Origin of the sequence: Achromobacter sp. UBA5777 (assembly GCF_002418565.1) — a bacterium.
Taxonomy (GTDB): domain Bacteria; phylum Pseudomonadota; class Gammaproteobacteria; order Burkholderiales; family Burkholderiaceae_B; genus Achromobacter; species Achromobacter animicus.
Genome location: NZ_DIEJ01000100.1, coordinates 1 through 19,860 on the forward strand (window position 1 = coordinate 1; position 19,860 = coordinate 19,860).

A 19,860-nucleotide genomic window follows, 5' to 3' on the forward strand; every position below is an offset into this window, starting at 1 on the left:
AGCCCGACGGCCGCCGCCCCGCACTCGTCGTCGGCGCTGGTGGTCACGCGGCCGCTGCGCTCGGGCCAGCGCGTTTACGCACGGCATACGGATCTGGTGGTAATCGGCATGGTCAGCCAGGGCGCCGAAGTCATCGCCGACGGCAACGTGCATGTGTACGGTCCGCTGCGCGGCAAGGCGATGGCCGGCGCGCGCGGCGACACGTCGGCACGCATCTTCACGACGCATCTGGATGCGGAATTGCTGGCCGTCGCGGGCGTCTACCGCGTGGTCGAAGACAAGCTCGATGGCACGCTGCAGAACCAGCCCGCGCTGGTCCGCCTGGATGGCGACACGCTGCGCATCGAAGCACTGAAGGCCTGATGCCGCGCCCGGGGCGCGGCATCCTGCGAGACGGCGGCGCGGCCGCGGCCCGCTCAAATCTCAACACATCCTGTAAGAAGCCTTACACGGGCTTTTTGCTTTACGATAACGCGATTTATTCGAACATAAGGGTTTGATCGTCATGACACGCATTGTTGTGGTGACTTCCGGCAAAGGCGGCGTGGGCAAAACCACGACGAGCGCCAGTTTTTCCGCGGGCCTCGCGATGCGGGGCCACAAGACCGCTGTCATCGACTTCGACGTCGGCCTGCGCAACCTCGACCTCATCATGGGTTGCGAGCGTCGCGTGGTGTATGACTTCGTCAATGTGATCCAGGGCGAAGCGACCCTCAAGCAAGCGCTCATCAAGGACAAGCAGCTTGAAAACCTTTTCATCCTGCCCGCCTCGCAAACGCGCGACAAGGATGCGCTGACCCAGGAGGGCGTGGAAAAGGTCATCAATGACCTGAAGGAAATGGGTTTCGACTACATCGTCTGCGATTCCCCCGCCGGCATCGAAACCGGCGCGCTGATGGCCGCATATTTTGCGGATGACGCGCTGGTGGTCACCAATCCGGAAGTCTCGTCGGTGCGTGACTCGGACCGCATTCTGGGCATCCTGGCCGCCAAGTCCAAGCGCGCGGTCGAGGGCGACGAGCCGGTCAAGGAATACCTGCTGCTGACCCGCTACAACCCCAAGCGCGTGTCCGACGGCGAGATGCTGTCGCTGACCGACATCGAAGACATCCTGCGCATCAAGCTCATCGGCGTGATTCCCGAATCGGAAGCCGTGCTGCAGGCGTCGAACCAGGGTCTGCCGGCCATCCACCTGAAAGACACCGACGTCTCGGAAGCCTACAAGGACGTCGTCAGCCGTTACCTTGGCGAAGACAAGGCCCTGCGCTTTACCGATTACGAAAAGCCGGGTTTCCTGAAACGCCTGTTCGGAGGCAAGTAAGCGATGTCCTTCCTGTCGTTTCTGCTCGGTCAAAAGAAGACCTCCGCATCCGTCGCCAAAGAACGGTTGCAGATCATCCTTGCCCACGAGCGTGGCCGCGGGGATTCGCCCGATTACCTGCCGCAGCTTCAGCAGGAACTGATCGCGGTCATCTCCAAGTACGTGAAGATCAATCCTGAAGACATCAAGGTGCACCTGGAACGCCAGGACACGCTGGAGGTGTTGGAAGTGAAGATCGAAATGCCGCAAAACGAGACGTGACGTCTCCGCCGTGCGCCGGCCTNNCGGCGCACGCTGCACATAAAAAACGCCCGGCATTGCCGGGCGTTTTTGATGGGACGAGGAAGGCTTAACGCTTGCCGACCTGGTCGCCGATCACACCGCCGATCGCCGCACCGCCGACCGTGCCGAGCACACCGCCGTTAGTGATCACCGCGCCCGCGACGCCGCCCAGTGCGGCGCCCCCTACGGTGCTCTTCTGGCGATGGCTCATGCCATCCCACGATGAACAACCCGCCATGGTGGCAGCCAGCGCCACAGCGGCACAGATCTTGGAAAGCGATGCGATTTTCATGATGTAGCTCCTATTCTTTTACCCGGGGCCGCACCGGAGAATCAAAATGCGAGCGAGCGGACCTTTAGGGGTTTAGAGCTTTCAGGATCGCAAATTATCCGGGGACAGGGTGTTAGGTTTACCCAGGAATTGTGTCAAAGGGAGAGCGAACTTTTGCGCTCCTCTGGGAGCGATGTTGCAAGGGCCGACGGCTATTTGACCAGACGTAACACGTCGCGGAAGCGCGGGTGCTCGCACGTCTCTATCCACTCGAAAATCGCCATCTCTGTCGTGACGATCTCCGCGCCATGAGCGCGCGCGCGGCGCAGCGCGGCATGATGGTCCGACGGCTTGCGCGATCCGGCCGCATCCGCGACAAGCACCGTCTTGTAGCCGAGGTCCACCAGACCGATCACGGTTTGCAGCACGCAGATGTGCGCCTCGCAGCCGGCCACCAGCACCGTCTTGCGCGAGGCGGGCAGCCAGCCGTCAAAACCCGGTTCGCGCGCTGACGAAAAGTGCATCTTCTGGAACGTGGCCTGGACCTGCTCGCGCAACGGGTCCACGGTGACGCCCAGCATCTTGCTGTGGTGCTCGGTAGCCACAACCGGCACATCGAGCAACCGCGCCGCCTGCGCCAGCTTGTGCGCGGCGTTCAGCACGGCGTCGCCTTCGTGGATGACAGGCATCAGGCGGCCCTGCATGTCGACAATCAACAGGGTGGAATCGGAGGCGGACAGCAGCATGGTGAGGAACTCCTGGGGGCAAGGGGTCAGCATAACGCTGTGGAGCGGTGTCTGACACCCCTGCAAACACAGGACCGATTCGGGCGTCTGACACAAAAAAATCCCGGCACCTGGCCGGGATTCCTGGCATTCAGCTGGTGTCAGACACCAGCAGGGGCGTTTTACTTCAATGCCTTGTACCGCAGGCGCTTGGGCTTGGCGCCCTCTTCGCCCAGGCGGCGCTTCTTGTCGGCTTCGTATTCCTGATAGTTGCCGTCGAAGAACACGACTTGCGAATCGCCTTCGAAGGCCATGATGTGCGTGGCGATACGGTCCAGGAACCAGCGATCGTGGCTGATGACCATGACGCTGCCGGGGAACTCGAGCAACGCATCTTCCAGGGCGCGCAGGGTTTCGACGTCGAGGTCGTTGGACGGTTCGTCAAGCAGCAGGACGTTGCCGCCGGCGATCAGCGTCTTGGCCATATGCAGGCGGCCGCGTTCGCCGCCCGAGAGCTGGCCCACGACCTTGTTCTGGTCGCCGCCCTTGAAGTTGAAGCGGCCCAGGTAGGCACGCGACGACATCTCGAACTTGCCGACGGTCAGGATGTCGGCGCCATCGGACACGGCGTCGAACACCGTCTTCTTGTCTTCCAGCGCGTCACGCGACTGGTCGACGAAGGCGAGCTTCACGGTCTGGCCGATCTTGACTTCGCCCGAATCCGGCTGCTCGCGGCCGGCGATCATGCGGAACAGCGTGGACTTACCGGCGCCGTTCGCGCCGATGATGCCGACGATGGCGCCCGGCGGCACCTTGAAGCTGAGGTTGTCGATCAGCAGACGATCGCCGTAGGCCTTGCTGACGTTGTTGAATTCGATGACCTCGTTGCCCAGGCGCTCGCCCACCGGAATGAAGATTTCCTGGGTTTCGTTGCGCTTCTGGTATTCGTACGAGGACAGTTCCTCGAAACGCGCCAGACGCGCCTTGGCCTTGGCCTGACGGCCCTTCGGGTTCTGGCGCACCCACTCCAGTTCCTTCTTGATGGTCTTCTGGCGCGCCGATTCGGAGGACTCTTCCTGCTTGAGGCGGTCTTCCTTCTGTTCCAGCCACGAGCTGTAGTTGCCCTTCCAGGGAATACCGTAGCCGCGGTCCAGTTCGAGGATCCATTCGGCCGCGTTATCCAGGAAGTAGCGATCGTGGGTCACGCCGACGACGGTGCCGGGGAACTTGTGCAGGAACTGCTCCAGCCACTCCACGCTTTCGGCGTCCAGGTGGTTGGTGGGTTCGTCGAGCAGCAGCATGTCGGGCTTGGACAGCAGCAGGCGGCACAGGGCCACGCGGCGCTTTTCACCACCGGACAGGTTGCCGACGGTGGCATCCCAGGGCGGCAGGCGCAGCGCGTCGGCGGCGATTTCCATCTGGTGTTCGATGTCGTCCGCGCCGCTGGAGGCGGCGGCGGCGATGATGGCTTCGAGTTCGGCCTGTTCAGCGGCCAGCGCGTCGAAGTCGGCATCGGGTTCGGCGTAGGCGGCGTAGACCTCGTCCAGGCGCTTCTTGGCGGTGACGACGGCGCCCAGGCCTTCTTCAACCGCCTGGCGGACCGTGTGCTCGGGGTTGAGCTGCGGTTCCTGCGGCAGGTAGCCGATGTTCAGGCCCGGCATGGGCACGGCTTCGCCTTCGATCTCGCGGTCGACGCCCGCCATGATCTTCAGCAGCGTCGACTTGCCCGAGCCGTTCAGGCCCAGCACGCCGATCTTGGCGCCAGGAAAAAACGAAAGCGAGATATCGCGCAGGATCTGCCGCTTGGGCGGCACGATCTTGCCGACGCGGTTCATGGTGTAGACGTATTGGGCCATGGGCTCGTAGGTGAGATATAGCTGAGAAACCGTTGATTGTAGGCCGGATCCCTGACCGGCGTGCGGCAGCGGTGATCCGGCCCCATCTCGCCTTGATCTGGCCCTTCGCCAGCCTTCAGCTGGCCTTCTCGGCCCGGCCCGGCAGACCCGGCGTGCGCATCTGCGCCAGCATCACGCCGGCCAGCGCCAGCGCACCGCCCGCGATGTGAAACAGATGCGGCTTTTCATCGAGGAACAGCGCCGCGATGGCCACGGTGAACACCGGCATGACGTTCAGGAAGATGCTGGCGCGATTGGGGCCCAGGTGGCGCACGCCCTGCATCCACAGATACGGCGCAAACAGCGACGGAAACACCGCCGCATAGAGCACCAGCGGCACGTTGGCGGCATTGAGCGGCGACGGCGCCGCCATCAGAAAGGCGGGAAGCTGGAACAGAATGCCGAATGCGACCTGCACATATAGCGACTGCCACGGCCCCACGGGCAGCGCCCACCGACGCAGCAGCACGCCATAGAGGGCATAGGCCAGCGCGCCCAGCCCCATCAACACGTCGCCGTGGTTGGCGCCTACGGACAGCAGCCGGGCCGGGTCGCCCTCGCCGATCAGCAGCGCCAGTCCGGCCAGCGACACCAGGCTGCCCAGCACCGCCATGGCCGTGGGGCGCTCGCGCATGATGACCGCCATGACGGCGATGGTCATGAGCGGGATCATCGCGGTGATGAAGCCCATGTTGGTGGCGGTGGTGGACGCGGCCGCCACATACGCCAGCCCCTGGTACAGCGCCATGCCCAGTCCGCCCAGCACCGCGAACTTCGGCAGGTGCGCCAGCACCTGGCGGCGTTGCGCCCAGACACCGGGCAGCGCAAACGGGGTCAGGACGATGCCCGCCAGCGCCCAGCGATAAAAGCCGATGGCCGCCGGCGCGATGACGCCCGCGGCCATCTTGGTGACGATCATGTTGACCGACCAGATCAGGGCGGCCAGAAGCGGAAACAGGAAAAATCGGAGGGGAAGCTGCGGGGCGTCGGAGCGCATGGATGAAACGGGAAGGCAGAAAGACGGAAGCAGGCCAGTGTAGGCGCCGTCCGACCCGCTGTATACGTCACTGATATGTTGGCGCCCCGGCGCGCCATCCGAAGACCGCCCGCGTTTCTTCGTAATCCAAGCGCCCGATGCACCGCAGCGCGGTTCGCGCGACAATAGCGCCTGACGTATCTGCCGTGCCGTCGCGGCTTCATCGCGCCCAGGAACCTTCATGTCCGCCTCTGCCACTCCTCCCGCTTCCTTGACCCATTTCAGCGCACCCGAACTGGACATGCTGGCCAAGACCGCGGATGCACTCAGCGCCTATCTGGGCAAACCCGTGCTGGCGGAAGTGGTGCTGGGCGATGAAGGCACCGAATGGGTGACCTACGGCGTCCCAATGGACGAGAAGGCCGAGACGGACGAGGAACAGACGCACGTGCAGATGGGCGGGCCGGGCGCGCGCCTGCTCGGCAACCGCGGCGGCCTGCCGCAGTCCGACGATGACACCTACGACTGTCTGTACCTGTGGGCGATCCAGATCTCGCTGAACGACGGCGAGCGCTTCATCAAGCTGGACCACGACGGTGAAGAATCCGCCTGGTCCGACAACCTGGAAGACGTGCTGCCCTTTGCCCTGACCGAGGAACCGCAGCCGGATCCCGATGAGGAAGACGAAGAAGACGACGGCGCGGACGACGAAGACGACGACACGCCGTACGACGACGTCCACAACCACAACCACCGCCATTGAGCGGCGCGCCGCGGCCCGGGCAGGCGCCCGGTCCACGGCGTTTGCAGGATCACACGGTGATCCGGCCTTCCTCGACCGCGTGGCAGGCCACGATCGACACCCCCGCCAGCTTCGCGACCGGCGCTTCGGCCTTGCAACGGTCGTTGGCGTGCGGGCAGCGCGGATGGAAGGTGCAACCGGACGGCGGATTCAGCGGATTGGGCACCTCGCCCGCCACCGCCGTGCGCGGCTTGCCCGCGCCGTTGATGTCCGGAATCGCCTCGAGAAGCATGCGCGTGTAGGGATGCCGCGGCCGCGCGAAGAGTTCGTCGCGCGGCGCCACTTCCACCATGCGGCCCAGGTACATCACGCCCACACGATCCGCCACGTGGTGCACGACGGCCAGGTTGTGCGAGATGAACAGATACGTCAGCCCCAGCTTGCGTTGCAGGTCCTTCATCAGGTTCAGCACCTGCGCCTGCACGGACACATCCAGCGCCGAGGTGGGCTCGTCGCACACCAGGAATTCCGGATTGACCGCCAGCGCGCGCGCGATCGAGATGCGCTGGCGCTGCCCGCCCGAGAACTGGTGCGGATAGCGGCTCTGGTCCGCGGGATCCAGGCCCACCTGCCGCAGCAGTTCGCCCACGCGCGCCACGCGGTCCGCGGGCGACATCTGCGTGTGCGTCAGCATCGGCTCGGCGATGATGCGGCCCACGCGCCAGCGCGGATTCAGGCTGGCATAGGGATCCTGGAAGATCATCTGCAGGCGCTTGCGCAAGGCGCGCCCGCCGGGTTCCGACATGCGCGACAGCGGCTGGCCGTCGAAGTGGATGTCGCCGCGCGTCAGGCCATACAGCCCGACCAGCATGCGCGCGACCGTGGATTTTCCACAGCCGGATTCACCCACCAGCGCCAGCGTTTCGCCGCGGGCGATGTCGAACGACACGCCGTCCACCGCGCGCAGCATCACTTTGGGCTTGCGCGCCAGCGCGCGCTCCAGCCAGGGCGGCGATACGTCGAACCAGCGGGCCGCGTCCTTTACTTGAACCAAGGGCGTGCTCATGCGGCCACCTCCAACGTATTGCCTTTGTCATGCAGCCAACAGGCCGCGCGCGACGTGCCCGCAGGCATCAGCTCGGGGCGGTCGTGCGCGCAGCGCGGCAGGCGCTGGCCGCAGCGGGGATTGAACGCACAGCCCGGCGGAATGGCGTTCAGGCGCGGCATGCTGCCGTCGATCTGCACCAGCCGTTCGGTGTGGCCTTCCAGCGTGGGAATGGACCCCATCAGTCCCGACGTATAGGGATGGCGCGGTTTGTGGATCACGTCGGCCACCGGCCCGATCTCGGCCACGCGGCCGGCGTACATCACCGCCACGCGGTCGGCGGTCTCGGCGATGACGCCCATATCGTGCGTGATCAACATGACCGCCGTGCCGTTTTCGCGGCACAAGCGTTTGAGCAGTTCGATGATCTGCGCCTGGATCGATACGTCCAGCGCGGTCGTGGGCTCGTCGGCCACCACCAGTTTCGGCTCGGCGGCCAGGGCCAGCGCGATCACCACGCGCTGGCGCATGCCGCCGGAGAACTGGTGCGGGTAGTGGTCGATGCGCTCGCGCGCGGCGGGAATGCCGGTGGACGCCAGCAGCTCGACCGCGCGGTTGCGCGCCTGCGACCAGGTCATGTCCAGGTGGGTGACGATGGTTTCAGCCAGTTGCCGGCCCACCGTGTACAGCGGGTTCAGCGACGTCAGCGGGTCCTGGAACACCGCGCCGATCTCGCGGCCGCGCACGCGGCGCATCTGTTCGTCGGGCAGGTTGTCGATGCGACGGCCGGCCAGCAGGATCTCGCCGGCCGCGATGCGGCCCGGGGGTTCGAGCAGGCCGATGATGGAGGCGCCGGTCAGCGACTTGCCGGCGCCGGATTCGCCCACCACGCCCAGGACTTCGCCAGCCTGGATGGAAAAGGACACGTCGTCCAGGGCGCGTAGCGTGCCGCGGCGCGTGGGAAATTCCACGCGCAGGTTGCGGACTTCGAGTAATGCGCTCATGGTTTACCTCAGTTCAGCCGCGGGTTCAGTGCGTCGCGCAGCCAGTCGCCCAGCAGGTTGACCGACAGCACAAGCAGCACCAGCGCCGCGCCCGGGAAAATGGTGATCCACCACTCTCCGGAAAACAGGAAATCGTTGCCGATCCGGATCAGCGTGCCCAGCGACGGCGCGGTCGGCGGCACCCCCACCCCCAGGAACGACAGCGTCGCCTCGGTGATGATGGCGGTGGCCAGATGCACCGTGGCCAGCACCAGCACCGGACCCAGCACGTTGGGCAGCACGTGGCGGAACATGATGACGGGCGAGGCCACGCCGATCACGCGGGCGGCCTGCACGTATTCACGGTTCTTTTCCACCAGCGTCGAGCCGCGCACCGTGCGCGCGTACTGCGGCCAGCCGGCCAGCGCAATGGCGCCGATCAGCACCGGAAAGGCGATGATCTCGTGCAGCTCGCGCGGCACTGCCGCACGCGCCACGCCGTCGATCAGGAGCGCGATCAGGATGGCGGGGAACGAGAGCTGCACGTCGGCGACGCGCATGATGAACGCGTCGACGCGGCCGCCGGCATAACCGGAGATCAAGCCCAGGACGATGCCGATCACCATCGACAGCAGCACCGAGGCCAGGCCGATCAGCAGCGACACGCGCGTGCCGTACAGGATGGCCGAATACAGATCGCGGCCCTGGCTGTCGGTACCCAGCAGGTAGGTGGCCTGCCCGTTGGGTTCCCAGGCCGGCGGCAGCAGCGCGTCCAGCAGTTCGACCTTGGTCAGGTCGAACGGGTTGTGCGGCGCGACCCAGCCGGCCCCGAAGGAGCCGATCAACAGGGCTGCGAGCAGCAGCGTGGCGACGATGGCCACGGGCGCCCGGCGCCAGGCCCAGGCAATGTCGCTGTCCCACCAGCGTTTAAGTACGGCGCGCATCAGTGAGCCCCCCCGCGAGTCAGCCCGGAACGCAGCCGCGGGTCCACGACGAAATACAGAAGATCGACGATCAGGTTGATCACCACGAACACCAGCGCGATCAGGCACAGGTACGCGGCCATCACCGGCACGTCGGCGAATTGGACCGCCTGGATGAAGAGCAGGCCCATGCCCGGCCACTGGAACACGGTCTCGGTCACGATGGCGAAGGCGATGATGCCGCCCAGTTGCAGGCCGGTGATGGTGATGACGGGCACCATCGTGTTCTTGAGCGCGTGGCCAAAGTGGATGGCGCGGCGCTTCAGGCCCCGGGCGCGCGCGAACTTGATGTAGTCCGAGCGCAGGACCTCCAGCATTTCGGAGCGCACCAGCCGCAGCACCAGCGTCATCTGGAAGAGCGACAGCGTGATGGACGGCAAGATGAGGTGCTTCCAGCCCGTGGCGGTGAACAGGCCGGACGTCCACCAGCCCAGGCTGACGGTGTCGCCGCGCCCGTAGCTGGGCAGCCAGCCCAGTTGCACCGAGAACACCAGGATCAGCAGGATGCCGATCAGGAAGGTCGGCAGCGACACGCCCAACAGCGAGCCGGCCAGCAGCATCTGCGAAACCAGGCTGTTGCGCTTGAGCGCCGTATACACGCCCAGCGGCACGCCCACGACGAGCGCCAGCAAGGCGGCCACCATGGACAGCTCAAGGGTGGCTGGCAGGCGGGACTTCAGCAGGGTGGAAACGGGTTCGCTCTGGCGCAGGGAGATGCCGAAATTGCCCTGCACGGCGTTGGCCACGAAGTGGCCGAATTGAACGATGGCGGGCTCGTTCAGGCCCAGGCGTTCACGCAGTTCGACGCGTTCGGCATCGGTGGCGTCCTGCCCCAGCATGATGGTGACGGGGTCGCCGACGTATTGGAAAAGCACAAAGGCCAGTAGCGCGACGGTGAGCATCACCGCTACGGCCTGCAACAGGCGACGCAGTATGAAAGCGAACATAGGCGGAAAAAAGCAAGACGGCGGAACCGGGTAGGTCCCGCCGTCTGGTTAGCCTGGATCAGTCAACCTTGACCCAATCGGCAACGAGGCGGTTGTCGGCACGGTGGATGACCGTGACGTTCTTGCGCATGGCCCAGGGGATGACCTGGTCGTGCAGCGGGATGTGCCCGAAGTCCTTGGCGTGCCCTTCCAGCACGGTGATGATGTCGGCGTCGCGCTTCTTCGCATCGGTCTCGGTCTTGATGCGATCGATGATGACGTCGAGTTCCTTGTTGCTGTAGTTGCCCAGGTTGTACATGCCGTCCGCGCCCTCACCCTTGGTGCGGATCAGGTTCTGCAGCGTGTACATGGCGTCGAAAGTGGGCACGCCCCAGCCGAACAGGTAGGCGCTGGTGTCGAACGACTGCACCTTCGGGAAGTACGTGGAGCGCGGCATGGCGTTCATGGTGGCCTTGACGCCGACCTTGGCCCACATGCCCACGACGGCCTGACAGATGGCTTCGTCGTTGATGTAGCGGTTGTTCGGGCAGTCCAGCGTGAAGTTCAGCGTGCCGTCGTAGCCGGCTTCCTTCAGCAGGGCGCGGGCCTTTTCGGGATCGTAGGGCACGCGCTTGTGCACGGATTCGGCCCAGCCATGGACCTGCGGCGCGATCATCGTGCCGGTGGGGGCCGACAGGCCGCGCATCACGGCGCGCTTGATGGCGTCCACGTCGATGGCGCGGTACAGCGCTTCGCGCACGCGGATGTCCTGGAAGGGGTTCTTGCCCTTGATGTTGGAGTACTGCAGCTCGGGACGCTTCTGGTCCAGGCCCAGGTAGATGGTGCGGTATTCGTTGCCTTCGACGACCTTCTGCTGCTGGCGCAGGCGGTCCAGATCCTGGGCGGCCGGATCCAGCACGAAGTCGATTTCGCCCGACAGCAGCGCGGCGGTGCGGGTGGCGTTCTGCTTGATCGGCGTGAAGATGACTTCGGTCACGTTGCCGACCTTGTCAGCCTTGTTCCACCAGTCCTTGTTTTCTTCGAAGACCGTGCGCACGTCGACTTCGCGGCTCTTGAGCTTGTAGGGGCCGGTGCCGTTGGTGTTGCGCGCGCCGTAGGTTTCTTCCTTGTTGACGAAGTCCTGCGGCTTGGGGATGTTGTTCTTTTCGGACCAGGCCTTGTTCATGATGAACACGTTGGTCAGCTGGCGCAGCAGCACGGGGTTGGGCGCCGAGGTTTCGATCTCGACCGTCAGGTCGTCGATCTTGCGCGCTTCCTTGATGCCGGTGGTGTAGGCCTTGTAGTTCGACGTGGGCGCCATGGCGCGGTGGATCGAAAACACCACGTCGTCAGCCGTGAAGGCGGCGCCGTCATGGAACTTGACGTTGGGGCGCAGCTTGAAGCGGTACAGGGTGGGCGACACCTGTTCCCATTCGGTGGCCAGGCGCGGCGACACCTTGAAAGACTTGTCGTAGTCGACCAGGGGCTCGTAGATGTAGCTGTTGGCGGCGATCGTCATGCCTTCGTTCTGCGAGTGCGGATCGAACGTGAGGATGTCGCCCTGAGCGGCCCAGCGGAAGGTCTTGGCTTGCCCGATCGAGGGCACTGCCACGGCGGCGGCGATCGCGATAGCAATCAAAGTGCGGCGCATAAGTGTCAACTCCTGACAGTAGTCTGAATACCGGCGCGAGTGTGCCTACCCGCGAGACCCGCGTCAATTCAGGGTTTGCGCGTACCGGCGATCGTTTTCACTGTGAAACGGCAATCGGGGACGCATAAGCATGTAACGAAATAATCGGACCAAACGACGTTCGAGTGCGCGCGCGCAACAGAGGACCTATTCGTCCGGATCGATGGGCAGTTCCAACGGGACGTGCTCGGTCATCAGCACGTCAAGCATGTCGATCAGCAGCGCGGCCTTTTCTTCGCCGAAGGGCGCCAGCACCGCCTTCTGGTGCTGCAAGGCCTGATCGCACAGGCCGCCGATGAGGTTGGAGCCCTTGGCCGTGATGCAGACCCGCGTCTGGCGGCGGTCGGCTCGCACGCCGGTGCGAGCCACCAGACCGTCGGCCTCCATGCGCTGCACGACCTTGCTGAGCGTGGGCTGCTTGGTGATGGCCAGCACGGCCAGGCTGCCGATGGTTTCGCCGGCGCTGCCTTGCAAGCTGGCGAGCACGCGCCATTCGGTTACGGACAGGCCGGCGGCTTTGACCTGTTGATGGAATTCCGCCGAGATGCGCTGACTGGCCTGCGCAAGCAGATAGGCCAGGTAGCCGTCGACGAACCGGGGGCCCGTTGCGGCGGCGCGCGTGCCGCGTGGCTTATCTGCCTGCATGTTGGTTTGCTCCCACGCACCCATTTCGAAGGCCCGCCCCGTTGCCGAAAAGCGCATTGCACCACGACGGCGCAGCCGTGCGCCATGATGTACCGCAATGCTGTTGCGCAGCACAGGGTATACCCCAAATCGCAACCCGTTTTTGCACCATTGCAGCGCCCTCAATCCGCCAAAAACCTAGAGAACAACCAGTATATACACCCTTGTTTTTGCGTGATATTTTTTAATTTCCATGAAATTTCATCTTTTTTATTGACAGCTAAAACGTTGACTCCTAAAGTATTTTTCAGGCGATGTTTTCGTGGCAAGACGATGCTGCACGGCAGCACGGATTAAGGATCCCGACGGGGTCCGCGAAAGGGATCCAAGATGGCGGAAAGGTCTTTCAAGAAAGAAGTCCAGCAACTGCGCATCGGCGCGGGCGAGGAATTTCGCGGCGAAGGGATTCTTGCCGTCACGAAGGCGCTGCTGCAATCCGGCGTGGGCTATGTCGCCGGCTATCAGGGCTCGCCCATTTCGCATCTGATGGACGTGCTGGCCGACGCCAACGACATCCTGCAGGAACTGGGCGTGCACTTCGAGGCGAGCGCCTCGGAAGCCACCGCCGCGGCCACGCTGGCCGCTTCCGTCATGTACCCCATCCGTGGCGCCGTGACGTGGAAATCCACGGTGGGCACCAACGTCGCCTCCGACGCGCTGGCCAACCTGGCCTCGGGCGGCGTCACCGGCGGCGCGCTGGTCATCGTGGGCGAAGACTACGGCGAAGGCTCGTCGATCATGCAGGAACGCTCGCACGCGTTCGCCATGAAGTCGCAGATCTGGCTGCTGGACCCGCGTCCCAATCTGGAAAGCATGGTCAAGGCGGTGGAAGACGGCTTTGCGCTGTCGGAAGCCAGCAAGACGCCCGTGATGCTGCAGTTGCGCATCCGCGGCTGTCATGTGCATGGCCGCTTCATCGCCAAGGAAAACAAGCGCCCGGCGTTCAGCTTGGCACAGGCGCTGGAAAGCCCCGCGCGCGACACCAGCCGCATCGTGCTGCCGCCGGCCTCGTTCCTGCACGAGCAGGAAAAGATCAAGGAGCGCTGGCCGGCCGCCATCCGCTACATCAAGGAAAATCAGCTCAATGAGCACTTTGACGGCGACCAGGACGACATCGGCCTGATCCTGCAAGGCGGCCTGTACAACGGCGTGATCCGCGCGCTGCAGTTGCTGGGACTGGCCGACAACTTCGGCAACAGCCGCATTCCGCTGTACGTGATGAACGTGACCTACCCCGTCATCGAGGACGAGGTCATCGATTTTTGCCGCGGCAAGCGCGCCGTGCTGCTGCTGGAAGAAGGTCAGCCGGACTACATCGAGCAGAACCTGCACGCGGTGCTGCGCCGCGCCGGTGTGAGCACGCAGTTGTCCGGCAAGGACGTCCTGCCGATGGCGGGCGAATACACGACCCAGGTCATGCGCGATGGCCTGCGCGAATTCCTCAAGCGCAACCGGCCGGAATCGCTGCAGACGCATCCGGCGGTAGCGGTGGATGCGCAGGCAGAAGTGCAGCCCGAGCCCCAGCTCACCATCACCGAAATCTCGCGGCCCAAACCCGCGCGCCCTGCCGAGCAGCCCATCACCTTCCACAAGCACGTCGAAGGCCTGGCTGCCGTCGTGCCGCCGCGGCCCGCGGGCTTCTGTACGGGCTGTCCGGAGCGGCCCATATTTTCCGCGCTGACGCTGGCGCAGGAAACGCTGGGCCAGCATCACATCTCGTGCGACATCGGCTGCCATCTCTTTTCCATCCTGCCGCCCTTCAACCTGGGCGCGACGACGATGGGCTACGGCCTGGGCGCCTCCAGCGCGGCGGCCTTCAACGTGCCGGCCGCCAAGCGGCCCATCTCCATCATGGGCGACGGCGGCTTCTGGCATAACGGCCTGGCGTCGGGCATCGGCAACGCAGTGTTCAACAAGTACGACGGCGTCATCGTCATCGTCGACAACTTCTACGCATCTGCCACCGGGGGACAGGACATCCTGTCCTCGCGCGCAGACAACCCGGACCGCTCGACCAACAACCCGATCGACCAGGCCGTGCGCGGCGTGGGCGTGAAGTGGGTGCGCACGCTGGACCGGACCTACGACGTGGCCAAGGTTCGCGCCACCATCGAAGAAGCGCTGACCACCGACATCAAGGGCCCGAAGGTCATCATCGCGCAGTCCGAATGCATGCTGAACAAGCAGCGGCGCGTAAAGCCCCTGTTCAACAAGGCGGTCAAGGAAGGCAAGCGTGTGGTCAAGGAACGCTTTGGCGTGGATCCCGACGTCTGTACCGGCGACCACGCCTGTATCCGGCTGTCCGGGTGTCCGTCATTGACGGTCAAGGACAGCGGCGACCCGCTCAAGGAAGACCCGGTCGCGCACGTGGAAAGCAGCTGCGTGGGCTGCGGCAACTGCGGCGAGGTCGCGCATGCGGCCGTGCTGTGCCCCTCGTTCTACCGCGCCGACATCATCCACAACCCGACCGGCGCCGACCGCTTCCTGGCGCGCATGCGCGGCGCGGTGATCGGCTTCCTGCAACGGCGCCGCGCGGCGCGTCTGGCGCAAAGCGCACTTTGAGGAACCCAGCAACATGAACGCGGCGGTGATGCAGCAAGGCAACCCCATCAAGATCGCGATCCTGGCCATGGGCGGCCAGGGCGGCGGCGTGCTGGCCGACTGGATTGTCGACATGGCCGAGCACGCCGGCTGGTGGGCGCAGACCACCTCGGTGCCCGGCGTGGCGCAGCGCACCGGCGCGACGATCTACTACCTGGAACTGCTGCCCGAGGCCGATGTGCAACGCGCCGGCCGCCAACCCGCGCTGGCGCTGATGCCCACGCCGGGCGACGTGGATCTGGTGGTGGCGGCCGAACTGATGGAAGGCGGCCGGGCTATCCAGCGCGGCCTCGTGACGCCCGACCGCACGGTCCTCATCGCGTCGTCGCACCGCAGTTTTGCGGTCAGCGAAAAGTCTGCGCCCGGCAACGGCATCGCCGATCCCAACAAGGTGCTGGAAGCCGGCCGCGCAGCGGCCCGGCGCTTCCTGTGCTTCGACTTGCAGGATCTGGCCGACCGCGCCGGCAGCGTCATCAGCGCCAGCCTGTTTGGCGCGGTGGCCGGCAGCGGCGCCCTGCCCTTCACTCGCGACGACTTCGAGGCCACCGTCCGCCGCGCGGGCCTTGGCGTGGACGCCAGCCTGCGCGCGTTCGCACTGGGCTTCGACTCGGCCGACAAGGCGCCGGATCAGCCCGCTGCCATTGACCTCACGCGGCCCGAGCCGGACGTACCCGAGCGCGCCGCCAGCCCGCGCGCCCAAGCCTTGCTGGACGCCATCCGGCGCGATTTCCCCGCCTGTGCCCAGCCCATGCTGACCGCAGGCGTGCGCCGCCAGATCGAATTCCAGGATCTTCCCTACGCCGAAGACTACCTGCGCCGCATGAAGACCATCCGCGACCTGGATGCGCAGCACGGCGGTGACGCGCACCAATGGGCGCTGACCTGCGCCGCGGCGCGTTACGTGGCCACCGCCATGGCCTACGACGACGTGATCCGCGTGGCGGACCTGAAGACCCGGGGCACGCGCTTTGACCGCGTGCGCACGGAAGTCGGCGCGCGTGCCGGCCAGCTCGTCGACACGACCGAGTTCATGCATCCCCGGCTGGAAGAAATCTGCGGCACGTTGCCGATGCGGCTGGGCCGCTGGCTGGAAAATTCCAAGGCCTTCGGCGGCTTCGTCGAACGCCGGCTCGGCAAGGGCCGCCGTCTGCGCAGCGGCACGCTGGGCGGATTCCTGATGCTGTACACACTGGCCGGCATGCGGCGTTTCCGCCGCAGCACGCTGCGCCATCAGATCGAAACCGAATCGCTGGAATCGTGGCTGGCGCTGATCGCGCGGCTGACCCCGCGCGACTACGCGCTGGCTGTCGAGACCGTCAACTGCCGCCGCCTGGTCAAGGGCTACAGCGACACTCATGTGCGCGGCGGCGGCAAGTACCGGCAGCTCATCGCGGCCGCGGACCAGCTGGTTGGCCGCCCCGATGCCGCCGACGCGCTGCGCGCGCTGCGCGACACGGCGCTCGCCAACGTGAAATGCGAGCCCATGGAACGCCAGATCGCGGAAAAACTGGCCGCCTGAGGCCGACACCAGAAAGAGACAGACATCGTGCAGACACTCAAACTGATCGTCCGGGAAGTCCGGCAGGAATCACCGCTGATCCGCTCGTTCCGGCTGGCGCGCGAAGACGGCGGCACGTTGCCCGCGTTTGGCCCCGGTGCGCACCTGAAGGTGACGGTGCCGGGCCTGCGCGATCCGCGCTGCTATTCGCTGGTGCAGCTGGCGCCGGAAGCGGGCCGCTTTGCCGAGCCGGCGGAATATCGCCTGGGCGTGCGGCTGGAAGACCCCAGCCAGGGCGGATCGCGCCACATGCACACGCTGGCCGAGGGCGACGTGCTGACCGTGGAAGGCCCCAAGAACGACTTTCCGCTGCATGAATCCCCCGCGAGCGATGAGCCGGTCGTGCTCATTGCGGGCGGCATCGGCATCACGCCCATCGCGTCCATGGCCGCCGCGCTCAAGTCCGCCGGCCGCGCCTTCCATCTGCACTATTGCGGCCGCAGCAAGGACCAGCTTGCCTTCCTGCCTGAACTGCAGGCGCTGGCGGGCGGCGACCTGACGCTGCACGCCGACGACGATCCGTCCTGCCGGTTCGATCTGCAGGCGCTGCTTGCCGCGTCCAACCCGCGCCAGCACCTGTACGTCTGTGGTCCGAAGGGCCTGATCGACGCCGTCATCCAGGGCGCGCACGCGCGCCACTGGCCCGACGCACACATCCATTTCGAACTCTTCACCACGGCCGCCGCGCAAGCCGGCGACCAGGCCTTCGAAGTCGAACTCCGCCAGTCCGGCCGCGTGCTGACGATTCCCGCCGACAAGACCATCGTCGAGGTCATGGAAGACGAAGGCTGCGACCCGATGTACGACTGCAAGCGCGGCGAATGCGGCGTCTGCCAAGCCACCGTGCTGGAAGGCGAGCCCGATCACCGCGACTACTACCTGTCCGATACCGAGAAGGCCAGCGGCAAGATCATCCAGATCTGCATCTCGCGCGCCAAGTCCGCGCGCCTGGTGCTGGACCTGTAAGCCCGACGAGGAAGCCATCATGGCCAAATACCGCGACAATCCCGACGCCATCCGCGCGCTGCTCCGCGACACCGAGGTGCACAAGGACCTCTTCATCGACCAGGAACTGTTCGACCTGGAAATGGAGCGCCTGTACGCCAACACCTGGGTCTTCGTCGGCCACGACAGCCAGGTGCCCAATTCGGGCGACTACGTCACCACCACCGTCGGCAACCAGCCCGTGGTGATGGTGCGCCACAGCGACAAGACGGTGCGCGTGCTGCACAACCGCTGCCCGCACAAGGGCACCATGGTCGCGGGCGAGGCCTGCGGCAACACGGGCAAGTTCTTCCGCTGCCCTTATCACGCCTGGACCTTCAAGACCGACGGCAGCCTGCTGTCGATCCCGCTGAAAAAAGGCTACGAAAACACCGGCCTGGAAAACTGCGAAGCCAGCCAAGGCATGGCTGCCGTCAAAGACGTGCGCAATCATCGCGGCTTCGTGTTCTGCCGGTTGAATCCGGAAGGCCAGTCGTTCGAGGAATTCTTCGGCGACTCGCTTTCCACGCTGGACAACATGGTGGATCGGTCGCCTGAAGGCCGCCTGGAAGTCGCGGGCGGCGTGCTTCGCTACATGCACCGCTGCAACTGGAAGATGCTGGTCGACAACCAGACCGACACCTGCCATCCGATGGTCGCGCACGAATCGTCGGCGGGCACGGCCGTCAAGGTCTGGGAACAGGCGCCCGAAGGCACGCCCAAGCCGATGGCGGTGGAACTATTCGCGCCGTTCATCTCGCCTTACGAGTTCTTCGAGAACATGGGTATCCGCGTGTGGGAAAACGGCCACGGCCATACGGGCGTGTCGGACTCGATCCATGCGTCGTATTCCGGCATTACCGGCTATTGGGAATCGATGGTCGAGGCTTATGGCGAGGATCGCGCCAAAAAGATCCTGGGCGATGTGCGCCACAACACCGTCTATTTCCCCAACATCATGGTCAAGGGCCCGATCCAGACGCTGCGGATCTTCAAGCCGATTGCCGCCGACCGCACGCTGGTGGAATCCTGGACCTTCCGCCTGGTGGGCGCGCCGGACCTGCTGCTGGAGCGCACGCTCATGTACAACCGGCTCATCAATGCGCCGACGTCCGTGGTCGGACACGACGACCTTGAAATGTACGAACGCGCGCAGGACGGCCTGCATTCGCGTGCGCGGGACTGGGTGAACGTGGGCCGGCTCTATGCGCCCGGCGAAGCGGACCAGAAGAACGTCGTCACCAATGGCACCAACGAATGGCAGATGCGCAACCAATACCGCGCATGGGGCCGCTACATGACCGGACCGGAGTCGGTATGAGCGCAAGCGACCGCGAGTTGATCGATTTTGTCTACGCTGAGGCGCGCCTGCTGGACGAGCTGCGCTTCGAAGACTGGCTGGACCTGTACACCGAGGACGGCTACTACTGGATGCCGCTGGCGCATGGCCAGACCGATGCGAAGCTGCATGCCTCGCTAATGTACGAGGACAAGCTGCTGCTGCGCGTGCGGGTGGAACGGCTGGCGGGCCAGCGCACGTTTTCGCAGCAGCCCAAGAGCCGCTGTCATCATTTGCTGCAGGCGCCCACGGTCGAACATGACCATCCCGAGGCCGCGCCATCCGAGGGGCGTCACGTCGTGCGCACCGCCTTCCATTACGTCGAGACGCGGCAGGACGCGCAGACGCTGTATGCGGGCTGGGCGACGCATCACCTGGTGGAGCAGGACGGCGCGCTGCGCATCCGCTTGAAGCGCGTGGACCTCGTCAACTGCGACGCGGCCTTCGGCAACATCCAACTGTTCATGTAGGAGCGGACCGTGACCGCCACCGTCCACCAGGCCTTTGCCGACACCGNNCCCCCCCCCCCCCCGGCGCCCAGCCGTTCCTGTGCATCCTGCCCGAAACCGCAGAGGCCTATGGCATCGCTGCGGGGGAACTGACCTATGCCGCAGCGGCCGATGCCATCGAAACGCTGCGCGCCGCGTATGCCGCCGCCGGCTACGGCCATGGCCACCGCGCGGGCCTGCTGCTGGAGAACCGCCCCGCCTTTTTTCTGCACTGGTTCGCGCTGAATGCGCTGGGCGTGTCGGTCGTGCCGATCAACCCGGACCTGCGCGCCGCCGAACTGGAATACCTGGCCGGCCACTCCGAGATCGCGCTGGCGGTCGCCCTGCCCGGGCGCCACGCGGACCT

The 19,860-nt window shown here is 65.2% G+C and carries 19 protein-coding genes and 1 pseudogene; 10 read left to right on the forward strand and 10 right to left on the reverse strand.

The features are described 5' to 3' along the window. The 3 genes from minC to minE all read left to right on the forward strand — a co-directional run. The coding region (gene minC / locus B3446_RS06980; protein ID WP_291378754.1) for a septum site-determining protein MinC at positions 1 to 363 on the forward strand (363 nt) is incomplete at its 5' end. Positions 364 to 505: 142 nt separating this feature from the next. After that, a complete protein-coding gene (gene minD, locus B3446_RS06985; protein ID WP_008158705.1) occupies positions 506 to 1,321 on the forward strand; it encodes a septum site-determining protein MinD in 816 nt (271 codons plus the stop codon). 3 nt (positions 1,322 to 1,324) lie between these two features. After that, positions 1,325 to 1,582, forward strand: a complete 258-nt coding sequence (minE, locus tag B3446_RS06990; protein ID WP_006217654.1) for a cell division topological specificity factor MinE — start codon at positions 1,325 to 1,327, stop codon at positions 1,580 to 1,582. 88 nt (positions 1,583 to 1,670) lie between these two features. On the opposite strand, the gene B3446_RS06995 is transcribed toward minE, so the two are convergent. From B3446_RS06995 to B3446_RS07010, 4 genes are all read right to left on the reverse strand, one after another. After that, on the reverse strand, positions 1,671 to 1,895 hold the full coding sequence (locus B3446_RS06995; RefSeq protein ID WP_056321146.1) for a glycine zipper 2TM domain-containing protein: 225 nt from the start codon (positions 1,893 to 1,895) through the stop codon (positions 1,671 to 1,673). A 191-nt stretch (positions 1,896 to 2,086) separates the two neighbouring features. Beyond that, positions 2,087 to 2,620, reverse strand: coding sequence for an isochorismatase family protein (locus tag B3446_RS07000; protein ID WP_291378776.1), 534 nt, complete (start codon positions 2,618 to 2,620; stop codon positions 2,087 to 2,089). 161 nt (positions 2,621 to 2,781) lie between these two features. Continuing rightward, positions 2,782 to 4,455, reverse strand: a complete 1,674-nt coding sequence (gene ettA, locus B3446_RS07005; RefSeq protein ID WP_175123208.1) for an energy-dependent translational throttle protein EttA — start codon at positions 4,453 to 4,455, stop codon at positions 2,782 to 2,784. Between the two features lie 115 nt (positions 4,456 to 4,570). Beyond that, positions 4,571 to 5,491, reverse strand: a complete 921-nt coding sequence (locus tag B3446_RS07010; protein WP_191577736.1) for a DMT family transporter — start codon at positions 5,489 to 5,491, stop codon at positions 4,571 to 4,573. A gap of 220 nt (positions 5,492 to 5,711) precedes the next feature. Between B3446_RS07010 and B3446_RS07015 the strand changes: the two genes are divergently transcribed. Further along, complete coding sequence (locus B3446_RS07015) at positions 5,712 to 6,233, forward strand: hypothetical protein (RefSeq protein ID WP_175138814.1); 522 nt, start codon at positions 5,712 to 5,714, stop codon at positions 6,231 to 6,233. 49 nt (positions 6,234 to 6,282) lie between these two features. Here the strand turns inward: B3446_RS07015 and B3446_RS07020 are convergent, their stop codons facing one another. The 6 genes from B3446_RS07020 to B3446_RS07045 form a co-directional block, all read right to left on the reverse strand. Beyond that, the gene (locus tag B3446_RS07020) at positions 6,283 to 7,278 is read right to left on the reverse strand and encodes an ABC transporter ATP-binding protein (RefSeq protein ID WP_105237529.1); all 996 of its coding nucleotides are present in this window, start codon (positions 7,276 to 7,278) and stop codon (positions 6,283 to 6,285) included. Next, on the reverse strand, positions 7,275 to 8,261 hold the full coding sequence (locus tag B3446_RS07025; RefSeq protein ID WP_056568892.1) for an ABC transporter ATP-binding protein: 987 nt from the start codon (positions 8,259 to 8,261) through the stop codon (positions 7,275 to 7,277). Before B3446_RS07025 ends, B3446_RS07020 begins: the two co-directional genes overlap by 4 nt. Positions 8,262 to 8,269: 8 nt before the next feature. Further along, positions 8,270 to 9,184, reverse strand: coding sequence for an ABC transporter permease (locus tag B3446_RS07030; RefSeq protein ID WP_191577738.1), 915 nt, complete (start codon positions 9,182 to 9,184; stop codon positions 8,270 to 8,272). Continuing rightward, the gene (locus tag B3446_RS07035; RefSeq protein ID WP_191577739.1) at positions 9,184 to 10,170 is read right to left on the reverse strand and encodes an ABC transporter permease; all 987 of its coding nucleotides are present in this window, start codon (positions 10,168 to 10,170) and stop codon (positions 9,184 to 9,186) included. Before B3446_RS07035 ends, B3446_RS07030 begins: the two co-directional genes overlap by 1 nt. A gap of 58 nt (positions 10,171 to 10,228) precedes the next feature. Continuing rightward, positions 10,229 to 11,800, reverse strand: coding sequence for an ABC transporter substrate-binding protein (locus B3446_RS07040; RefSeq protein ID WP_291378783.1), 1,572 nt, complete (start codon positions 11,798 to 11,800; stop codon positions 10,229 to 10,231). 186 nt (positions 11,801 to 11,986) lie between these two features. Then, positions 11,987 to 12,484, reverse strand: coding sequence for a MarR family winged helix-turn-helix transcriptional regulator (locus tag B3446_RS07045; protein ID WP_056569521.1), 498 nt, complete (start codon positions 12,482 to 12,484; stop codon positions 11,987 to 11,989). 369 nt (positions 12,485 to 12,853) lie between these two features. Here B3446_RS07045 and B3446_RS07050 point away from each other — a divergent pair, with 369 nt between their 5' ends. The 6 genes and pseudogenes from B3446_RS07050 to B3446_RS07075 all read left to right on the forward strand — a co-directional run. Next, positions 12,854 to 15,085 carry an indolepyruvate ferredoxin oxidoreductase subunit alpha gene (locus B3446_RS07050; protein WP_291378785.1) on the forward strand — a complete coding sequence of 744 codons (2,232 nt, stop codon included), beginning with the start codon at positions 12,854 to 12,856 and terminating at the stop codon, positions 15,083 to 15,085. Positions 15,086 to 15,098: 13 nt separating this feature from the next. Further along, positions 15,099 to 16,643 carry an indolepyruvate oxidoreductase subunit beta family protein gene (locus B3446_RS07055; RefSeq protein WP_291378787.1) on the forward strand — a complete coding sequence of 515 codons (1,545 nt, stop codon included), beginning with the start codon at positions 15,099 to 15,101 and terminating at the stop codon, positions 16,641 to 16,643. Between the two features lie 27 nt (positions 16,644 to 16,670). Next, positions 16,671 to 17,648, forward strand: coding sequence for a PDR/VanB family oxidoreductase (locus B3446_RS07060; RefSeq protein ID WP_291378790.1), 978 nt, complete (start codon positions 16,671 to 16,673; stop codon positions 17,646 to 17,648). Positions 17,649 to 17,667: 19 nt separating this feature from the next. Further along, positions 17,668 to 18,987, forward strand: a complete 1,320-nt coding sequence (locus B3446_RS07065) for an aromatic ring-hydroxylating dioxygenase subunit alpha (protein WP_291378792.1) — start codon at positions 17,668 to 17,670, stop codon at positions 18,985 to 18,987. Beyond that, positions 18,984 to 19,475 carry an aromatic-ring-hydroxylating dioxygenase subunit beta gene (locus B3446_RS07070; RefSeq protein ID WP_291378794.1) on the forward strand — a complete coding sequence of 164 codons (492 nt, stop codon included), beginning with the start codon at positions 18,984 to 18,986 and terminating at the stop codon, positions 19,473 to 19,475. The genes B3446_RS07065 and B3446_RS07070 overlap by 4 nt, the downstream gene beginning before the upstream one ends. A gap of 9 nt (positions 19,476 to 19,484) precedes the next feature. After that, a pseudogene (locus B3446_RS07075) lies at positions 19,485 to 19,860 on the forward strand (AMP-binding protein); the annotation flags it as partial.